At 55.0% G+C, this 15,451-nt stretch carries 17 protein-coding genes and 1 pseudogene; 10 read left to right on the top strand and 8 right to left on the bottom strand.

Annotation, left to right across the window (positions count from 1 at the left end; genetic code table 11):
* Nucleotides 1–272: 272 nt before the first annotated feature.
* The gene (locus DHN12_RS18500) at nucleotides 273–764 is read right to left on the bottom strand and encodes a MarR family winged helix-turn-helix transcriptional regulator (RefSeq protein WP_108861512.1); all 492 of its coding nucleotides are present in this window, start codon (nucleotides 762–764) and stop codon (nucleotides 273–275) included.
* A 78-nt stretch (nucleotides 765–842) separates the two neighbouring features.
* Between DHN12_RS18500 and DHN12_RS18495 the strand changes: the two genes are divergently transcribed.
* Both DHN12_RS18495 and DHN12_RS18490 read left to right on the top strand, forming a co-directional pair.
* Complete coding sequence (locus tag DHN12_RS18495; protein ID WP_108861511.1) at nucleotides 843–1,733, top strand: DMT family transporter; 891 nt, start codon at nucleotides 843–845, stop codon at nucleotides 1,731–1,733.
* Nucleotides 1,734–1,746: 13 nt separating this feature from the next.
* Nucleotides 1,747–2,388: an NAD(P)-dependent oxidoreductase gene (locus DHN12_RS18490; protein WP_108861510.1), complete on the top strand. Its 642-nt coding sequence runs from the start codon at nucleotides 1,747–1,749 to the stop codon at nucleotides 2,386–2,388.
* 98 nt (nucleotides 2,389–2,486) lie between these two features.
* Here DHN12_RS18490 and DHN12_RS18485 read toward each other — a convergent pair whose 3' ends face one another.
* On the bottom strand, nucleotides 2,487–3,248 hold the full coding sequence (locus tag DHN12_RS18485) for a tyrosine-type recombinase/integrase (protein WP_108861605.1): 762 nt from the start codon (nucleotides 3,246–3,248) through the stop codon (nucleotides 2,487–2,489).
* Between the two features lie 182 nt (nucleotides 3,249–3,430).
* Nucleotides 3,431–3,862 carry a DUF4345 family protein gene (locus DHN12_RS18480; RefSeq protein ID WP_108861509.1) on the bottom strand — a complete coding sequence of 144 codons (432 nt, stop codon included), beginning with the start codon at nucleotides 3,860–3,862 and terminating at the stop codon, nucleotides 3,431–3,433.
* Nucleotides 3,863–3,990: 128 nt separating this feature from the next.
* On the opposite strand from DHN12_RS18480, the gene DHN12_RS18475 reads away from it, so the two are divergent.
* Nucleotides 3,991–4,605 (top strand): TetR/AcrR family transcriptional regulator, encoded by a 615-nt coding sequence (locus DHN12_RS18475; RefSeq protein WP_108861508.1) that lies wholly within the window; start codon nucleotides 3,991–3,993, stop codon nucleotides 4,603–4,605.
* A gap of 2 nt (nucleotides 4,606–4,607) precedes the next feature.
* On the opposite strand, the gene DHN12_RS18470 is transcribed toward DHN12_RS18475, so the two are convergent.
* A complete protein-coding gene (locus DHN12_RS18470; RefSeq protein ID WP_108861507.1) occupies nucleotides 4,608–5,510 on the bottom strand; it encodes a LysR family transcriptional regulator in 903 nt (300 codons plus the stop codon).
* A gap of 103 nt (nucleotides 5,511–5,613) precedes the next feature.
* Here DHN12_RS18470 and DHN12_RS18465 point away from each other — a divergent pair, with 103 nt between their 5' ends.
* Entirely contained in the window at nucleotides 5,614–6,342 is a 729-nt protein-coding gene (locus tag DHN12_RS18465; RefSeq protein WP_108861506.1) for an NAD(P)-dependent oxidoreductase, read from the top strand.
* Between the two features lie 272 nt (nucleotides 6,343–6,614).
* On the opposite strand, the gene DHN12_RS18460 is transcribed toward DHN12_RS18465, so the two are convergent.
* A complete protein-coding gene (locus DHN12_RS18460; protein WP_108861505.1) occupies nucleotides 6,615–7,160 on the bottom strand; it encodes a hypothetical protein in 546 nt (181 codons plus the stop codon).
* Between the two features lie 419 nt (nucleotides 7,161–7,579).
* Between DHN12_RS18460 and DHN12_RS24490 the strand changes: the two genes are divergently transcribed.
* The 3 genes and pseudogenes from DHN12_RS24490 (at nucleotide 7,580) to DHN12_RS18445 (ending at nucleotide 9,370) form a co-directional block, all read left to right on the top strand.
* Entirely contained in the window at nucleotides 7,580–7,825 is a 246-nt protein-coding gene (locus DHN12_RS24490) for a hypothetical protein (RefSeq protein WP_159090075.1), read from the top strand.
* Between the two features lie 232 nt (nucleotides 7,826–8,057).
* The gene (locus tag DHN12_RS18450; protein ID WP_159090074.1) at nucleotides 8,058–8,519 is read left to right on the top strand and encodes a hypothetical protein; all 462 of its coding nucleotides are present in this window, start codon (nucleotides 8,058–8,060) and stop codon (nucleotides 8,517–8,519) included.
* A 143-nt stretch (nucleotides 8,520–8,662) separates the two neighbouring features.
* Nucleotides 8,663–9,370: pseudogene (locus DHN12_RS18445) on the top strand (IS6 family transposase).
* A 432-nt stretch (nucleotides 9,371–9,802) separates the two neighbouring features.
* Here DHN12_RS18445 and DHN12_RS18440 read toward each other — a convergent pair.
* The 3 genes from DHN12_RS18440 to DHN12_RS25255 are packed head-to-tail and all read right to left on the bottom strand — an operon-like array spanning nucleotide 9,803 to nucleotide 12,122.
* Nucleotides 9,803–11,482, bottom strand: a complete 1,680-nt coding sequence (locus DHN12_RS18440; protein ID WP_108861502.1) for a recombinase family protein — start codon at nucleotides 11,480–11,482, stop codon at nucleotides 9,803–9,805.
* Nucleotides 11,479–11,895: a DUF2924 domain-containing protein gene (locus DHN12_RS18435; RefSeq protein WP_058274426.1), complete on the bottom strand. Its 417-nt coding sequence runs from the start codon at nucleotides 11,893–11,895 to the stop codon at nucleotides 11,479–11,481. Before DHN12_RS18435 ends, DHN12_RS18440 begins: the two co-directional genes overlap by 4 nt.
* Entirely contained in the window at nucleotides 11,892–12,122 is a 231-nt protein-coding gene (locus DHN12_RS25255) for a DUF3489 domain-containing protein (RefSeq protein ID WP_108861501.1), read from the bottom strand. Before DHN12_RS25255 ends, DHN12_RS18435 begins: the two co-directional genes overlap by 4 nt.
* A 457-nt stretch (nucleotides 12,123–12,579) precedes the next feature.
* On the opposite strand from DHN12_RS25255, the gene DHN12_RS18425 reads away from it, so the two are divergent.
* The 3 genes from DHN12_RS18425 to DHN12_RS18415 all read left to right on the top strand — a co-directional run.
* Nucleotides 12,580–13,974 (top strand): DNA methyltransferase, encoded by a 1,395-nt coding sequence (locus tag DHN12_RS18425; RefSeq protein WP_234416694.1) that lies wholly within the window; start codon nucleotides 12,580–12,582, stop codon nucleotides 13,972–13,974.
* Complete coding sequence (locus DHN12_RS18420) at nucleotides 13,967–14,416, top strand: DUF5681 domain-containing protein (RefSeq protein WP_108861500.1); 450 nt, start codon at nucleotides 13,967–13,969, stop codon at nucleotides 14,414–14,416. Before DHN12_RS18425 ends, DHN12_RS18420 begins: the two co-directional genes overlap by 8 nt.
* On the top strand, nucleotides 14,397–15,451 hold a 1,055-nt coding region (locus tag DHN12_RS18415; protein WP_108861499.1), incomplete at its 3' end, for a hypothetical protein. The genes DHN12_RS18420 and DHN12_RS18415, both read left to right, overlap by 20 nt.

Raw genomic sequence — 15,451 nt, 5'->3', positions numbered from 1 at the left:
TCCCATCAGGCAATGTCGGCTCGGAGTCCTACTGTCGAATGCTGCGCGTAGCACGAACGGAAGCGAAGCCCGCAAGCTGCCATCACTGGCAAAGAAAACAGCTAAGGGATGCCCCGCCGGTCGACCACTGAAAGACCACTTTCCCGCGGACGTTCTTTTGCGTGAGCGAAATATCAAATTAGTTCATGCCGCGTAGAGCCACTGCTCGACACATCTACCCGCTGAAATCTCCAGAAGGGTTCCTTCTGAGGCGTCCATTTTACCGGAAGTTATTATGTATCTGTGTCAATCGTTTCGCCGAGAACTTTTAGCAATCCATTCAAGTTGTCGCGCTGCGCGTCAGATAGTCCCTTCAAAAGCCGGTGCTGCGTATCAACATGGTCGCTGACCGCATTCTCAATCGTTGCAAACCCCTCTTCGGTCAGGCAAATTAGGAAGCCGCGCTTGTCTTCCGGATTTGGCACCCGCTCTACTAAGCCTAGCTTGACGAGTTGATCGATCCGATTGGTCATTGTCCCTGACGTCACCATCGTCAAGTCGAGCAATTCGCCGGGCGACAAGCCTTGGGGCTTTCCGGATCTGCGCAGCGTTGCCAGGACATCAAAGCTGGCGGGATTGAGCCCGCAATTCTTCCAGGTTTTCTCCATCTCCCCTCTGAGCTTAGCCGTCAGACGGGAGAGACGTCCGATCGTTTCCATTGGCCCCACATCGAGGTCGGGGCGGGCCTTGTTCCATTGGGTAACGATGCGATCTACGTGGTCCATGAGGTCATATTGCGAGAATGTATCTTGACGTCAAGAGATAAAGAAGTATCTTGACGTCAAGATAAATGGAGATTCGCCATGAAACAACAATTTGACATCGCGCTTACGGCCGTTGCGCCGCTGGTCTGGGGCAGCACGTATTTCGTGACGACCGAATTCCTTCCTGCCGGTTACCCATTGACCATGGCCGCGCTGCGCGCGCTGCCAGCGGGCCTAGTGCTACTCATACTGGCGCGGCAATTGCCGCAAGGCATCTGGTGGATGAGAGCATTCATTCTGGGCACACTCAATTTCACGCTATTCTGGGCACTTTTGTTTGTGGCAGCGTATCGACTGCCGGGCGGTGTAGCGGCAACCGTTGGGGCAGTTCAGCCATTGATTGTCGTATTTCTAGCGGCTCTGCTCTTAGAAACCACCATCAAAGCATCGGCGGTGATCGCCGCCCTGATCGGGATCGCGGGGGTCGGGCTTCTTGTGCTTGGCTCGGGAATATCGCTGGATCCCATCGGGTTATTCGCCGGGATTGGCGGCGCAATCTCGATGGGGGCGGGCACGGTCCTTACCCGTAAATGGCAAGCGCCGGTGCCACTGCTGACCTTTGCCGCTTGGCAACTCACGGCCGGTGGGCTTTTGCTGGTGCCGCTTGCGCTGTTGCTTGAACCAGCGCTTCCCCCTTTGAATACGCAAAATATCACCGGCATCGCCTATCTCACTCTGATTGGGGCCGCGCTGACTTACATCTTGTGGTTTCGAGGCATTTCCCGGATCGAGCCCGGCGCCGTCTCCGCCCTTGGGTTTCTCAGCCCGCTTTCCGCAGTCCTGGTCGGCTGGATCCTTCTGGGCCAGGCCCTGACGCTCACCCAAATTACAGGAGCTGGAATTGTGCTCACAGCAATCTGGCTCGGACAGCGCGCAGGGCGCGTCAGTCTTCCCGTCCTTCCAAAACGCCCCATTCACAACCCGACCTAAAAGGAGAATTCCCATGAAACTCATCGTATTTGGTGCCACAGGCGACGTCGGCTCTCGTGTCGTGGCCGAGGCGCTCTCGCGTGGCCATGATGTCACCGCAGCCGTCCGAAACGAAGCAGGACTCGATAAACTGCCCAAAGACGTGAAACCAATTGTTGCAGATGTTGCGGACCCCGCAGCCCTGGCCGCCGCCATGACCGGGCAGGATCTGGCCATCAGCGCCGTGCGTTCGCCAGCCGGGCGAGAGGGCGAAATCGTTGCTCTGACTCGGTCCATCCTTGATGCTGCATCGCTGACCGATCTTCGGGTAATCATAGTCGGAGGTGCCGCACGTTTGCATCTCCCCGATGGAAGCCCGCACACGGTCTTGTCAGATCCCGACCTTCTGCCCGAAAGCATCGTCCCAACCGCGCGTGCATCCATGGCGCAGTGGGAACTCTGTGCATCTGATGTATCGGCAAACTGGACCTATGCCAGCCCGTCCGCACTATTGCAGCCAGGCGAGCGCCAGGGTGCCTTTAGAACGGACACAGACAACCTGATTGTTGATGAAGACGGTAACTCTGAAATCTCAATGGAAGATTTCGCGATGGCAATTGTAGATGAGGCTCAGTCGGCCGAATTTCCGCGCGCCGCCTTTACCGTAGGCTACTGATACGCGAACACTAAACAACTCTGAGAAAACACCCCGCCTGAAATTTTGCGAGCGGGGTGTTTTTCTGCATGCCGTCTCGACGAACGGCGTATCAAATTCTAAATCATATGCGAAACACTGAAGTGGTCCCAGTTTTTCGGACAGGTTTGCAGCGTGACCGGCTTAGTGATCCCGGCTTCCTGCGCGGTCTCTTTGAACAGCCGAGATATCTGGCGGGCCGAGAGGTGTTTGCCACGATAGCCGGGAAAGAGGACCCGCTCAGGCGCTGGAACATCCTTGTTCTGACTGGCGGGTCGCTCTTTCCACCACTCGCGCAGCAGGTCCAGGATATCCGCGGGCAGCATCACGTTGCCATCCTTACGCCCCTTTGATTGCACGACCCGGATGATCTCTTGAGCGCTATCGATATCACCAACCTTCAGCCGCACGACCTCGCCTGCGCGGATCCCGCACCCATAAGCCAGCGACAGCATCACGCGCGCCTTCAGACTGGGTGCCACAGCAAGGATGCGTTTGATCTCCGATCTGCTCAAAACCGGAGGCACTTTCACCGGTTCCTTCAGATGGAAGATCTCGGCCACCAGATCGTGCCGCCGCAGGGTCACACGGAACAGAAACTTTACTCCAGTCATCGTTTGGTTGCGCGTGCAAATGCTGACACCGCTTTCAATCAGATGCTGCTGGAAATGCTTCACATCATCCGGCGTCGCCGTCTCCGGAGAACGCCCGAGCCAGGCTGCAAAACGCTTGCAGGCGCGCAGGTGACTGGTCTGCGATGCAGGGCCAAAATTGCGCCCCGACATATCGGCAATCATGCGGGCACGAAGGGGCGTCAATGGTGTGGAATGCTGAATGTTCATCGGAATGTCCTCTGTCAATCGAGGCAAAATCACCTCGATCAAAAGCACAAACCCAACATCACAAATCGCGAAAGAAATCCCAGCTCAGCGCAACGCCAGAAACAAGCACCCTTATCGCGAAGCGATTAGTGCGTGAGCCCAAAACGACCGATGCTGCGACATGGGCTAACGACCGCTTTGGCTTAACCGTCAGCTTTGGTTTCCCGGTTTTTCGAAACAACTAACCGCCACGCGAGAAGCGGAAAGCCAAATAGTTCCAGCATAAGCGACGGGGCAATTGCCGCGCTGAAGATAACACCGCTATCCAGGCCACTCAGCCGGAATAGACCGGCTATTGCGATCATCGCGGACAGAATAATCAATGTTGGGCGGAACGTACGCATCGCAAACCCGCCGATTACGAAGGTTGCGCCGACACCAAACCAGATCCCGCCAATGAATCTTATGTGGCTATCCTGGACGTGGAATGTTGCGGCATCCGTGATGGAGATAAAGTCGCGTGTTGTTTGCCAGCCGAGTGTCTTGATCCCACCTAGACCGATGTTCAGCCCGAGAAAGATGATTGCTGCGCCGACAATCACGACAACCAGATTCAGTAAGTTTATCTTTTTCATTTCCATGTTCCTTGTGGGAGCTCAGGTGGGTAGTTCTTTTAATTGATACGCGTGCTATAATAATGTCGCCTTGACAGGGCAAGAATTATTTGTGACGCGTACTAAAATACTTTTGGAGAGACCAACCCATGGCTAAGACCGCAGGCAGGCCGCCCCGCAGCCAGAGCGATATTGTGGAGTTCCGATCAAAGATCGCTAAGCATGCAGTTGCGATCTACCGCGCAGAAGGCTTTGGAGCAGTTTCGATGCGCCGTCTTGCCAAGGAGGTTGGATGCGCTCCCATGACGATCTACGCGCATTTTGAGGGCAAACAGGATATTCTAAGGTATCTGTGGGCTGATGTTCTCGCCGACATGTCTGACGAAATTCAGGAAATACTGAAACTGATCGTTGCACCGGATGAACGTCTCCAAACGGCTGCCCAGACATTTGTATCCTATTGGATCGATCATCCTGATCATTTTCGACTGGTCTTCATGTCGAACGACGTAACGCGGTCGGACGTCAGCACATTTGTCATGGACGAAGAAACTTTGGCACACTTCAGGGTGTTTTCGGATCTGGTGCAGGCCGTGCTTCAAGATCACAGCAACCTGAAAGCCAGCACCGACACACTCATATCCGGAATGATCGGCATAGCGTTTTGTCTCAATACGATCCGTGATTATCCTTGGGCGGACGCAACGATGATGACCGACAGATTGCTAACCAGCATTATCGGCCCGACCAAATCCATCCCTTGAACTCAGCCTCGACGCAGTTCCTCTGCCAGGAAATCATAGACCCTGCGAATGCGGCGGCTCGTTTTGAGTTCCCGGTGTGAGACCAGCCAAATCGGGAAAAAAAGCGGTTCGAGGTCAGGCAGGACACGGCGCACGATTGGGTCAGCGTCGCCGATGTGGGCGTCAAGAATGCCGATAGCCGCTCCTTGGCGCACAAGTTCCCACATGACCAGATAGCTTTCGGTAAGCAGCGGGAAGTTCGCCTCGGTCAAGCCAAGCCCAAGAGTGTTGAGGCCTTTGATCATCATGCCGCCGTGATCCATGTTTACAAAGTCTGCATGGCGTAGATCATAGGGCTTTGTAGGATAGCCGATCTTCGCGATGTAGTCGGGCGTCGCATAGAGTACGGCATCAGCATCGCCGATCTTCTTGGCAATCAGATCGGGTTCGGTAGGCTGAAAGTTGCGGATCGCGATATCAGCCTCGCGGCGGCGCAGATCGCTCGCATGATTAGCGACGACAATTTCGACCTGAATGCCCGGTTCCAGAATGCGTAGCTTGGCGATGACCGGGGGCAACAACACTGCAGCATAAGTCTCGCTCGCTGAAATGCAGATCGTTCCTTCTAACGCTTGTGATTGGCCCAGAGCAGTCATCGACACACGACCTGCAGCCTCTCCCATATCGCGGACATGGTCCAATAGTTCCAAACCACTTGGTGTGAGCGTTAGGCCGCGACCGACACGTTCAAACAGAACGATGCCCAGTTCTTGCTCGAGCCCATCGACCTGACGGCCAAGCGTTGGTTGGGCCATGCCCAAGGCCCGCGCCGCTGCAGACAATGAGCCTTCCTCTGCCGTGACCAAAAACGCCCGTGCTTTGTTCCAATCAAATTTTACCGACCGCCAATCCATGCATATATGCATATCAAAGTACAAAAAATATTCAATTTGCATGAATAAACCAAAGCGCTAAACCGTATCCAACATCACACTGACAACAGTTAGAACCCAATGGATTGGAACGGATATGACAACTCTCATCGTCGGAGCAAGCGGTGCAACAGGGCGTTTGCTTGTGGAAGAATTACTAAATCGCGGCCAAGCCGTAAAAATCGTTGTTCGATCGCTGGATAGCCTGCCTGAAGCAGTAAGAGGCCATGCCAATTTGTCGGTAATCCAAGCGAGTATTCTGGACATGAGGGATTCCGACATGGCCAAACATGTTCGGGGATGTCACGCAGTGGTGTCTTGTTTGGGGCACAACCTAACCTTCCGGGGACTATTCGGAGGGCCTCGCAGGCTCGTCACTGATGCGACTCAGCGTTTGTGCGACGCCGTTCGGGCAAACCAACCAAGTGAGCCCGTCAAGTTCGTGCTTATGAACACAACCGGAAACAGTAACCGCGATCTGAACGAGCGAATTTCATTTGGCCAGAAATGCGTCATCGGCCTGCTTCGTTTGTTGCTTCCCCCGCACGTCGACAACGAAAAAGCTGCTGATTACTTGCGCACGAACGTTGGTCAGAACGATACACAAATAGAATGGACCGCGGTCCGTCCTGACGGATTGATCGATGACATCGAAGTGACAGACTACAAAATTTTTGGGTCACCAATCCGAAGCGCAATATTTGATGCTGGGACGACCAGTCGCATCAACGTCGCCCACTTTATGGCCAAGCTGATCAATACCGATAACACTTGGAACATGTGGCAAGGCAAGATGCCGGTGATCTACAACTCGACGTCAACCTGAATCGACGACTGGAGCATTGACTGATGAGCGGGTCCGGTTGGTTTCCGGACTCATCAAAACCTGGTTCAGCGCTCGTAGCTGCGCCCAATGTATTTACCCAATTACGGGCCAAATACGACAAGCCACCGTTCAGCGTTCATTCTCGAACGGTGGCTTCATACTTACTATTAAGACTTCAAGATTCGCCTTCAAACACTTGCTCAACTGGCATTCTGAACTTTTTGGCTATGCTAAATGCCAGTGGAAGGGATGGGGCCTTCAGCAGGCATCGATCAGGCGTAGACACGTTTCCTTTTGAACGACCAAGAGCCGACACCTAGCGAGACGATCAGGACTGCAGTCGTCGTTAAGCCCGATTTCACAATGGAAGCGACACTTGCCGTCAAGACAGTGTTGGCTGATATTTCTGGCCAACTCAGGATCATGAGGCAGATGCCGGCGTTCTCTAGATAGTCAGCGATAGCTGCGGCAATCGAAATCCAAGTTCCAATTCGAACAAGCTTTTGGCTTATGCCTCGTGAACCAAGCCATTTGAACAATGATATTAAGGTCAGCGCCATCAAAGAGGGATAAACTAGATCAAGCGGAATTTGTCGCGTGAGATAGTACGACCTTCCACTGGATCCCAAGGCATCGATCAGCGAATTTGCTAGTTCAGCCGAATATCCGCCGGGGCGCATGTCGAAAGGGCGAAGGCCGGATAAGGTCTCGATGTGCGCCAGAGTGCCAAAGATCATCAGCAGATAGAATCCAGCGGCAGCGAGGCCAAGGAGTGCCGCTTGCCGCCCGTACTGCTTAGTTGGTATCGTCATATTCATTGGTTGTTCTCCTTACCATTGGCACCGTCGTACTGAGCGCGAGCAAAGCTGGCATTATCGTTTGATAAGGAATTCGCGATTTGGACCTTTTTACGTTTCTGACATGTCTCCCGAACGCTTTAGATGGAGACACAGCGCGTGAGTTCGCGGCAGCATGGAATGTTGAACTTGTCGAAAAGGGGCGTCGCATTGCGACGCAGGGCGAACCAGACCCAATGGAGCACATCATTCTTGATGGGCGCGCCACGAGCCAAATTAGCGATCCAGAAGGCCGCGGTGTTTGCGTTGGCTTTAACGCAGGTCCGTGCGTGGTCGCACCAAATGTCGCGAGAACCAGAAACGGGACCTCGCTCGTATCAATAATTGTGGTTGCGGACGCGTTAGTTGCGCAAATGGACAACCGCGCTTTGACTGAGCTCATGCTGGTATCGGAGCCAATTCGCGAATGGGCAAACGGCATTTTGCAACAAGAACTGGCTCGCAAGGCTGACCGGGAATGGTGCCTTGCTGCACTTGGCGGGGCAGACCGCCTTGCGTGGTTTCGCGAAAACTTCCCGCGCCACGAAGGGCTATTTGGCCACTATTTGATAGCATCTTTTCTTGGTGTCACTCCGGTCACACTCAGTCGTCTTCGCGGTGCCGAGCGAGACACGGCGCTTGATTGAGGGTTCGATTGCTGGAACCTAATTCTAGTAAAGCAGACCTTGGTAGTTACTGCAGCGAAATGGCGCTCTGTCCGCGTAGCAGTCGTTCATGCCGAGTGCGGCGAATGACTGCTCCGAGCCCTTCTCAGACCTTGATCGCGAACGCAGCATTCGAAACGATTGTCTAGGCATTCGACGACGAAGCAAAAGGATGTTTAAGGTTGTCAGACCACTACGCACACTGGAGATTCAAATGCGTCGATCGATCCTGATGCTGCCAATGGCTATGGGGATGTTGGGGGGGCCAGCAGCATCCCAGCCGTTCTTTGAGGATTCCAAGGCTTTCAATCCTTCCAGCGAAACGGCAATGGCGATTACCGGACCAGTAATTATATCTACCAAGCGGATGGTCTTCGAGACCGGCAGGTTTCTTGATCTCGAAGTTCATGACCCCAAGAGTTCAGGCAATTGGGGTGCGTCTGGCGACGTGCCTGTTGCTCAGGTGTTTCGTGTATCAGGCGATGCAGGCCCACTAAGGCAGGGAAACACGCTTTGTGGCGACCAACCAATTACGTATATGGCAGCCTGGAGTGAGGACAGCTCCGGGTTCACCTACCTTGGCGTAGCGATGTTTACTGGCATGGAACCACCTTCAGGCATTGCCGATCAAGCGTTGTGCGCAACGTATTTCTTCTCGATGGATGTTACGGAGTAGTCCGGCAGTTGTCCTGAACTCATCGACAGAGAGGACCATTCAAAGTCCAGGGCAAGCATGTGGTTCAGCGGTAGGGAATGCTGAAGGGTCTTGTCAGAAGAACTTTGCTTGAGCGGGGTAGGGGTGTTGCGTAGCTTTTGCCCATGACCAATCCTGCCTCTTTCAAGTATTTCAAAACCAGCCCAGAGATCATCCGTCTTGCGGTGATGCTGTACATCCGTTTGCCGCTCTCGCTTCGGAATGTCGAAGATCTGCTGCACGAGCGAGGCATCGACGTGAGCCACGAAACTATCCGATATTGGTGGAACAGGTTTGGCCCGATGTTTGCTGCTGAGATCAGACGGAAGCGTGTTCAGCAGCTGCGCTCATTCTCCAAATGGAAGTGGCACGTGGACGAGGTCTTTGTGAAGGTGAATGGCAAACGCCACTATCTCTGGCGTGCAGTCGATCACGAAGGTGAAGTGCTTGAGGCCGTTGTCACCAAACGCCGAAACAAGGCTGCAGCACTGAAATTCCTCAAGAAGTTAATGAAGCGACACGGCAAAGCGGAAACCGTCGTGACGGATCGCTTCGCCTCATAAAAAGCCGCGCTCAAAGAACTGGGTGCACTCGAAAAACATCAGACGGGCAGGTGGCTCAATATCCGCGTCGAGAATTCGCATCTCCCGTTTCGACGACGCGAAAGCGCCATGCAACGTTTCAGGCGAATGCGAAGTTTGCGGAAATTCGCCGCCGTCCATTCCTCCGTCTACAACCACTTCAACCAGGAAAGATCGCTCGCCAGCCGAGACACCTTCAAACTGACACGCACCGCCGCTCTCGCCGAGTGGCGTCAACTTTGTTCCGGATAGGTTCACGGTTTCCACGGCAAACTGAGACTGGTTCGAATTAGTCTGACAGCACCGCCACTCATACCCGTCTCATTTCAGTTGTGTTTTCTGACCCGGAATTGTGCCGCAATTCCCGCGCGTTGGCGCATGCGCTTTCAATCAGAGACGGAGCAGACCGTACATTCAGAGCATAATTCAGGCCCCAGTCTCAGTGCCGCATTTTAGCGGGGTCGCTTTGGGCTGGATTTCCCTGATACCCGGCTATTTACAGGGAATTTTCGCAAACCGGGACTGATTTCCGTCATTTCTTCTATCAGAACCGTATGTTTTTCAGAGGTTTATGCTGCAAATTCCCTAAATCGTGGAACAGGGAATTTTCTCGCACGAACAGGGAATTGTTCCGCCGGATCAGGGAGGGCGAACCCTGCATCAGGGACGCAGGATCTGAAGCTATCAAAAGCCGAACTGGCGTTCCTGTTCGGACCAATCAAGTGGATGGGTAACGCTGACTAGTCGCTTAAGTGTGAGTTCGGGCGGCTGGGTGCCGTCGAGAATCGCGGCTTGAATCTTTGGTGATAGAAAGGCGAGCTGGGCGCGGGTGCGGATGAAGGCGCCGGGGAGGTTTTCCCGCCGCGCAATTTCCATCAGTTGAACCCCGGCTTTCAGATCTCGGGCCCAGCCATGGGCGCGGATCAGCATGGACCGGAGGCGGCGATCAGGTTGGGGTGCCACATCTCCGGCGATGACCTTGGCCTCGACGCCACGGCGGCGCAGATTGAAAGATGCGGTGACGTGGGTGAGATCCGGGTGCAGATGGTCCGCAGCAATGCCAAGTGCGCTTGCCAGAGTTTTGGGGTTCAATTCGAGGTCGATCTGTCCTCGTGCAATTTTGCCTTTGACCAGAAGAGCAGCGCCGACCTGACCGGCTTGGCGTTGAAGCCGGGTTACTAAATTCGCAACCGAAGTCTGAACCGCCTCGGCTGACCCGGCTTCCGGCTGCGCCAGTATCTGATGCGCGGCGGCGGCCTTTTGCAGATGTCTTGCGATGACATCAATGACTGCGTGTTCCAGCGCCGGGCCGGGCAGTCGCCAGCCGGAGATATCCTTGCCACCCGAGATCAGTCGATTTGAGACGTAATAGCGTAACCGTCGGCCTTTGCGTGTGGTGTGGGTTGGCGTCAACCGATCACCTGTTTCGTCTCGCATCAAACCGGTGAGCCAGGCGCCGGGGTCATTGGTGCGTTGGCGCGCATCGGGCGTGAGGTTTGCACGGGATCGCTGCGACGCTATGCGCATTTTTTCCTGCACCCGGTCCCAGACGTCCTGGTCGATGATCGCCGGGTGTAGTCCATCCCAAATCTTATCCTTGTGGCGGATTTTTCCGAGGTAAACCGGGTTGCGCAGCAGGTAATAGATCTGGCCGCGTGACAGCGGACAATCCCCCTTCACGCTGCCATCTGTCCGAACAACCCGTTTTGACCGCAGCCCGTCAGCCGTTGCCCGTTCTTCTACTTTGCGCAGGCAACCCAGCTCATCATAAAGATCAAAGAGATGTCGAACCGTTCGGGCCTCATCTTCCTTCACCACCAACGTTCTTGCTTTGGAATCGGGGTGGCGATCATAGCCCAAAGGCAGGTTACCACCCATCCAAAGTCCCTTTTTCTTCGACGCAGCAATCTTGTCGCGAATTCGCTCTGCGGTCACCTCCCGTTCAAACTGGGCAAAGGACAGAAGCACGTTCAGGGTCAACCGGCCCATGGACGAGGAGGTATTGAACGCTTGCGTCACGGAGACAAAGGAACAGTTCGCCTGTTCCAGCCGGTCGACCAGCTTCGAGAAATCGGCAAGCGACCGGGTCAGCCGGTCGATCTTGTAGACCACAACCATGTCGATGCGCCCGGCATCGATCTCTTCAAGCAGGCGCTGAAGGGCAGGGCGCTCTAGGGTGCCACCCGACAGGCCACCGTCATCGTAACGCTCGTCCAACAGTGTCCAGCCTTCATGTCGCTGGCTGGCGACATAAGCCGCGCAGGCCTCATATTGTGCATCCAGCGAATTGAAGTCTTGGCCCAACCCCTCTTCTGAGGACTTGCGCGTATAGATGGCGCACCGGATCTTGCAGCGCGGGCTCATTTGGCCCCCTTGCTGGTGAGCCCGAAGAAGCGCGGCCCCGACCAATGCGCGCCGGTAATTTCTCGGGCGATGGCCGAGAGCGAGCGATAGGACCGACCGTTCCAGGTAAAACCATCCCTTGTCACATCGACCATATGGGTCACACCATTCCACTCGCGCAGCAGGCGCCCGCCTGGTTTAAGGGCAGGGCAGGCAGGCCGGGGTTTTTTCTCAGAACCCTTTTCCAATGTGGCTTTGACCTGCCGCGACAGCCCGCCACGATTGCGGGACTGCATTTCAAAGGCAATGAAGCGGCGCAGGAAGGGTTGGCTGAGCATAGTGGGGGCGGGTTGATCAAACAGTTGTCGCCAAATCGCGACCAGATCCGATCGACCCATGGCGGCGAGATCTGCGACATCGCTAGTTTTGATCATGACTCTTCTCCTGTTCTTACCGTCAGGTGATAGGTGGAAGAACCATCTGGTTTGTCGGATGCGCGTCGTTCAATTGTGACGCCTTTCTTCCGCAGACCGCTTAGAGCCGCTCGGACCGAATGAGATTGCCACCCTGTTGTTTTGCAGAGCGCCTCAAGGCTGGCGCCACTCGGGCGGCGCAACAAGGCTTGTACCTTGTCAATTTTGGTTTGCTTCCGCTTGGCCATGAACTGTCTCCTCTGATCTTGGGTCAGCGAGATGCCGAACTCCGGTACTGAGGAGCGCCCGAATGGCTCGGGCGTAGAACCATTGATGCGTGGTTTATAGCAACAGTCCAGCCCTTTCTGGAGCAGCCTCAGAAGGGGTGTGTTTTGCAGGGCGCTGCTGCTGTACCCCCGATTATTCGTAAACAATCTTAATTGGTTACGATTTGGTTGCGTTTGGTTTGGGGGTTGCCTCTCGTATTGATGACACCTACATTTGGCTCAATCGCCCGGACTATCAGGGCGGGAAACTGCTCCCGCAGGCAGCACTCATTGGAAACACAGGTTTCCGCAGAGAGCATTCGAAGGGGCAACGAACCGGATCGATTGGTCCGGAGAGTTGTTAATCGTGCTCTCTCCGAATTCCCAACRCGATCCTTTCTTGTCGACGCTAACGAGCGTCAAACGAAAGGAGGCGGCTATGTCTGCCAAAAAWACACAGAGCGACGCYAAGGCGTCCAACACACCGATCTGGATGGCGGACAAAGTCGTCCAATCTCAGATCAGCCAGATCAAGCCATACGMCAACAACAACCGCGTGCACGCGGCCAAGAGTATTGACAAGCTGAAGGCGTCGGTGGCCCAGTTTGGATTTGTCACTCCGATCCTTTTGGATGGTTCGGGCACAATCATTGCGGGTCATGGCCGCTATGAAGCCGCTAAGGCCCTGGGGTTGATGTCCGTGCCGACTGTTGTCGCGGATCACTTGTCATACGCAGAAGTGCGCGCCCTGCGGATCGCGGATAACAAGCTGGCGGAACTGTCGGACTGGAACGAAGCTGCTCTGCAGATCGAGTTTGCCGAGCTGATGGATCTCAGCCTTGATGGCGAGCTCGATTTTGATCTGGATATCACCGGGTTCGAGGCACCGGAGATCGACATCATCATCGACGCTGCGGGCGAGGCTGCGGAGACCGAAGCGGAAACTGTAGACACCCCGGACCCTGCGGCACCTGTCATCACGCAGCCGGGCGACCTCTGGCTTCTCGGAGATCACCGCATCTTCTGCGGGGATGCCCTGCAAGCTCAGAGCTACGACACCTTGCTGGAAGGCGAGAAACCACAGATGATCTTCACTGATCCGCCTTACAACGTACCGGTCAATGGGCATGTCCGCTGTGGCACCGATGGCGCTCATCGCGAATTTGCCATGGCGTCGGGAGAAATGTCGGACAGTGAGTTCTGCAGCTTTCTCTCGGACGTGATCAACCGGCTGTTTGACTGCTTGCCGGACGGTGGCATCGCGATGATCTGCATGGACTGGCGTCATATTGAAGAGCTGATTGCGTCCGGCAAGGCAGGTGGCTTTGATCTCATCAATCTCTGCGTCTGGAATAAAACCAACGGAGGGATGGGCAGCCTTTATCGTTCCAAGCACGAGCTGGTTGCGGTCTTCAAGAAGCCAGGTGCTGCGCATATCAACAATGTCGAATTGGGCAAACACGGGCGCAACCGCACCAATGTCTGGGATTGCGCCGGTGTAAACAGCTTTGGGGCAGGGCGCGAGGCCGATCTTTCAGATCATCCCACAGTTAAGCCAACGGCACTGGTTGCAGATGCCATCATGGATGTGAGCCAACGCGGTGATGTTGTGCTGGACGCCTTTGGCGGGTCCGGCGCGACCTTGCTGGCGGCTGAGAAAACCGGGCGCCGGGCGCGCTTGATTGAACTCGACCCGGCCTATGTCGATGTCGCCATCCGCCGTTGGCAGGAGATGACTGGTGAGAACGCCGTACATTCGGTGACAGGACAGACGTTTGATGTGCGTTCTGCGGCCAACGACACCACCTCAGAGCTGGAGGCGGATCATGTCTGACGATACGAAAGAGTTTGAGGTGGGCTACGGCAAACCGCCCAAAGCAACCCGATTCAAGAAAGGCCGATCCGGCAATCCGAAAGGGCGGCCGAAAGCCTCGAAGAATGTCGGGTCGATGCTTGAGGAGGTGTTCTTTCGGAAAATCCCGATCACCGAGAACGGATCACGCCGCGAGGTCACGATGCTGGAAGCAATCCTGCGCCAACTGGTGAATGGGGCAGTCAAAGGCGAGATGCGTTCGATTGACCGGGTTCTGAAATTGTTGCCCGCGGTTCAGGAGGCGCGCGCTGCAGAACTGGCGGGTAGCGAAGGTGCATCTGCGGCCGACCCCGGTTCAGACCTGGCCGCCCTGGAAGTGCTGGCGGATATGTTTGGCAGCGATCCGGATCAACTTTTTGCAAGCATCCAAGGAGGCATCGACGATGAATGCCCAGAATTCTGATGATCGCAAAAGGTTGGCAGAGGCTGCGATGCGTGAAAACCTCTACGCGTTCCTTGCAGGCAGTTTTGGTATCTTGTGTCCGGGTGAGAGGCTTGCCCGGGCGCCTTACCTGGAGGCTATGTGTTATGCCCTTCAGCGCGTGGCCTCTGGTGAGTGCCAACGGTTGATGATCTCGATTGCCCCTCGCCATCTGAAATCGATCTGTGGATCTGTTTTGTTGCCAGCCTTTGAGCTTGGACGCGATCCGACAAAGAAAGTGGTTGTTGTCAGTTACGGCAAAGATCTGGCGCGCGAACATGCCGAACAGTTTCGACGGCTGGTGACCAGCCCGTTTTATCAGCGCCTGTTTCCGAAGATGAAGGTCGATCCCAAACACAACCGGTTCGAACATATGAAAACCACTAAAGGAGGCGGACGCAAATCGGTCTCTCTTGGCGGCGGCATCACTGGCTTCGGTGCAAACCTCATTATCATCGACGATCTGGGTAAACCCTCTGAAATGCGCCACGATACGTACCGGCAGGAGTTGCGTGATTTTTTCGACCAGACCCTGTTCTCACGGCTGAACGACAAGCGCACCGATCGTATTGTCTCGATTCAGCAGCGTCTGCACCCGGATGACTTCTCCGCCTACCTCTTGGAAAAGGACACATTTGACCATTTGTGCCTGCCGTCTATCGCGGAGATCCCGGAAGAGATCCCGCTCTACAACAACCGGGTGCTGACGCGTCGGCCAGGAGATTTGTTGAACCCAGAGCGGGAACCGCAGGAGGTTCTTGATCGGATTAAGGCCGACATAGGCAATTTTGCCTTCCAGGCACAGTATCAACAAAACCCAACGGACGGTGAAAACGAATTTCTCTCAATGTCCGATTTGCATCTGGTGGAAACTTTGCCGGACGAAAGCGTGTTTGTCCGGCGGGTCCAGAGCTGGGATACAGCGGCGAAGGATAGTCCGCGTTCGGACTTTACGGTTGGGCTGACCTTTGGTTGGCATGCGTATGAAGAGAGATGGTATTTGCTCGACGTCTTTCG

This window comes from Ruegeria sp. Alg231-54, from assembly GCF_900143525.1.
Taxonomy (GTDB): Bacteria; Pseudomonadota; Alphaproteobacteria; order Rhodobacterales; family Rhodobacteraceae; genus Ruegeria.
The sequence above is the reverse complement of the archived record's forward strand: the minus strand, read 5'-3'. Positions and strand labels throughout refer to the sequence as shown.

Bases quoted from the DNA above. Each gene is read 5' to 3' on its own strand.
- DHN12_RS18500 (WP_108861512.1), bottom strand. From the start codon at position 764: ATGGACCACGTAGATCGCATCGTTACCCAATGGAACAAGGCCCGCCCC.
- DHN12_RS18495 (WP_108861511.1), top strand. From the start codon at position 843: ATGAAACAACAATTTGACATCGCGCTTACGGCCGTTGCGCCGCTGGTC.
- DHN12_RS18490 (WP_108861510.1), top strand. From the start codon at position 1,747: ATGAAACTCATCGTATTTGGTGCCACAGGCGACGTCGGCTCTCGTGTC.
- DHN12_RS18485 (WP_108861605.1), bottom strand. From the start codon at position 3,248: ATGAACATTCAGCATTCCACACCATTGACGCCCCTTCGTGCCCGCATG.
- DHN12_RS18480 (WP_108861509.1), bottom strand. From the start codon at position 3,862: ATGAAAAAGATAAACTTACTGAATCTGGTTGTCGTGATTGTCGGCGCA.
- DHN12_RS18475 (WP_108861508.1), top strand. From the start codon at position 3,991: ATGGCTAAGACCGCAGGCAGGCCGCCCCGCAGCCAGAGCGATATTGTG.
- DHN12_RS18470 (WP_108861507.1), bottom strand. From the start codon at position 5,510: ATGCATATATGCATGGATTGGCGGTCGGTAAAATTTGATTGGAACAAA.
- DHN12_RS18465 (WP_108861506.1), top strand. From the start codon at position 5,614: ATGACAACTCTCATCGTCGGAGCAAGCGGTGCAACAGGGCGTTTGCTT.
- DHN12_RS18460 (WP_108861505.1), bottom strand. From the start codon at position 7,160: ATGAATATGACGATACCAACTAAGCAGTACGGGCGGCAAGCGGCACTC.
- DHN12_RS24490 (WP_159090075.1), top strand. From the start codon at position 7,580: ATGCTGGTATCGGAGCCAATTCGCGAATGGGCAAACGGCATTTTGCAA.
- DHN12_RS18450 (WP_159090074.1), top strand. From the start codon at position 8,058: ATGCGTCGATCGATCCTGATGCTGCCAATGGCTATGGGGATGTTGGGG.
- DHN12_RS18440 (WP_108861502.1), bottom strand. From the start codon at position 11,482: ATGAGCCCGCGCTGCAAGATCCGGTGCGCCATCTATACGCGCAAGTCC.
- DHN12_RS18435 (WP_058274426.1), bottom strand. From the start codon at position 11,895: ATGATCAAAACTAGCGATGTCGCAGATCTCGCCGCCATGGGTCGATCG.
- DHN12_RS25255 (WP_108861501.1), bottom strand. From the start codon at position 12,122: ATGGCCAAGCGGAAGCAAACCAAAATTGACAAGGTACAAGCCTTGTTG.
- DHN12_RS18420 (WP_108861500.1), top strand. From the start codon at position 13,967: ATGTCTGACGATACGAAAGAGTTTGAGGTGGGCTACGGCAAACCGCCC.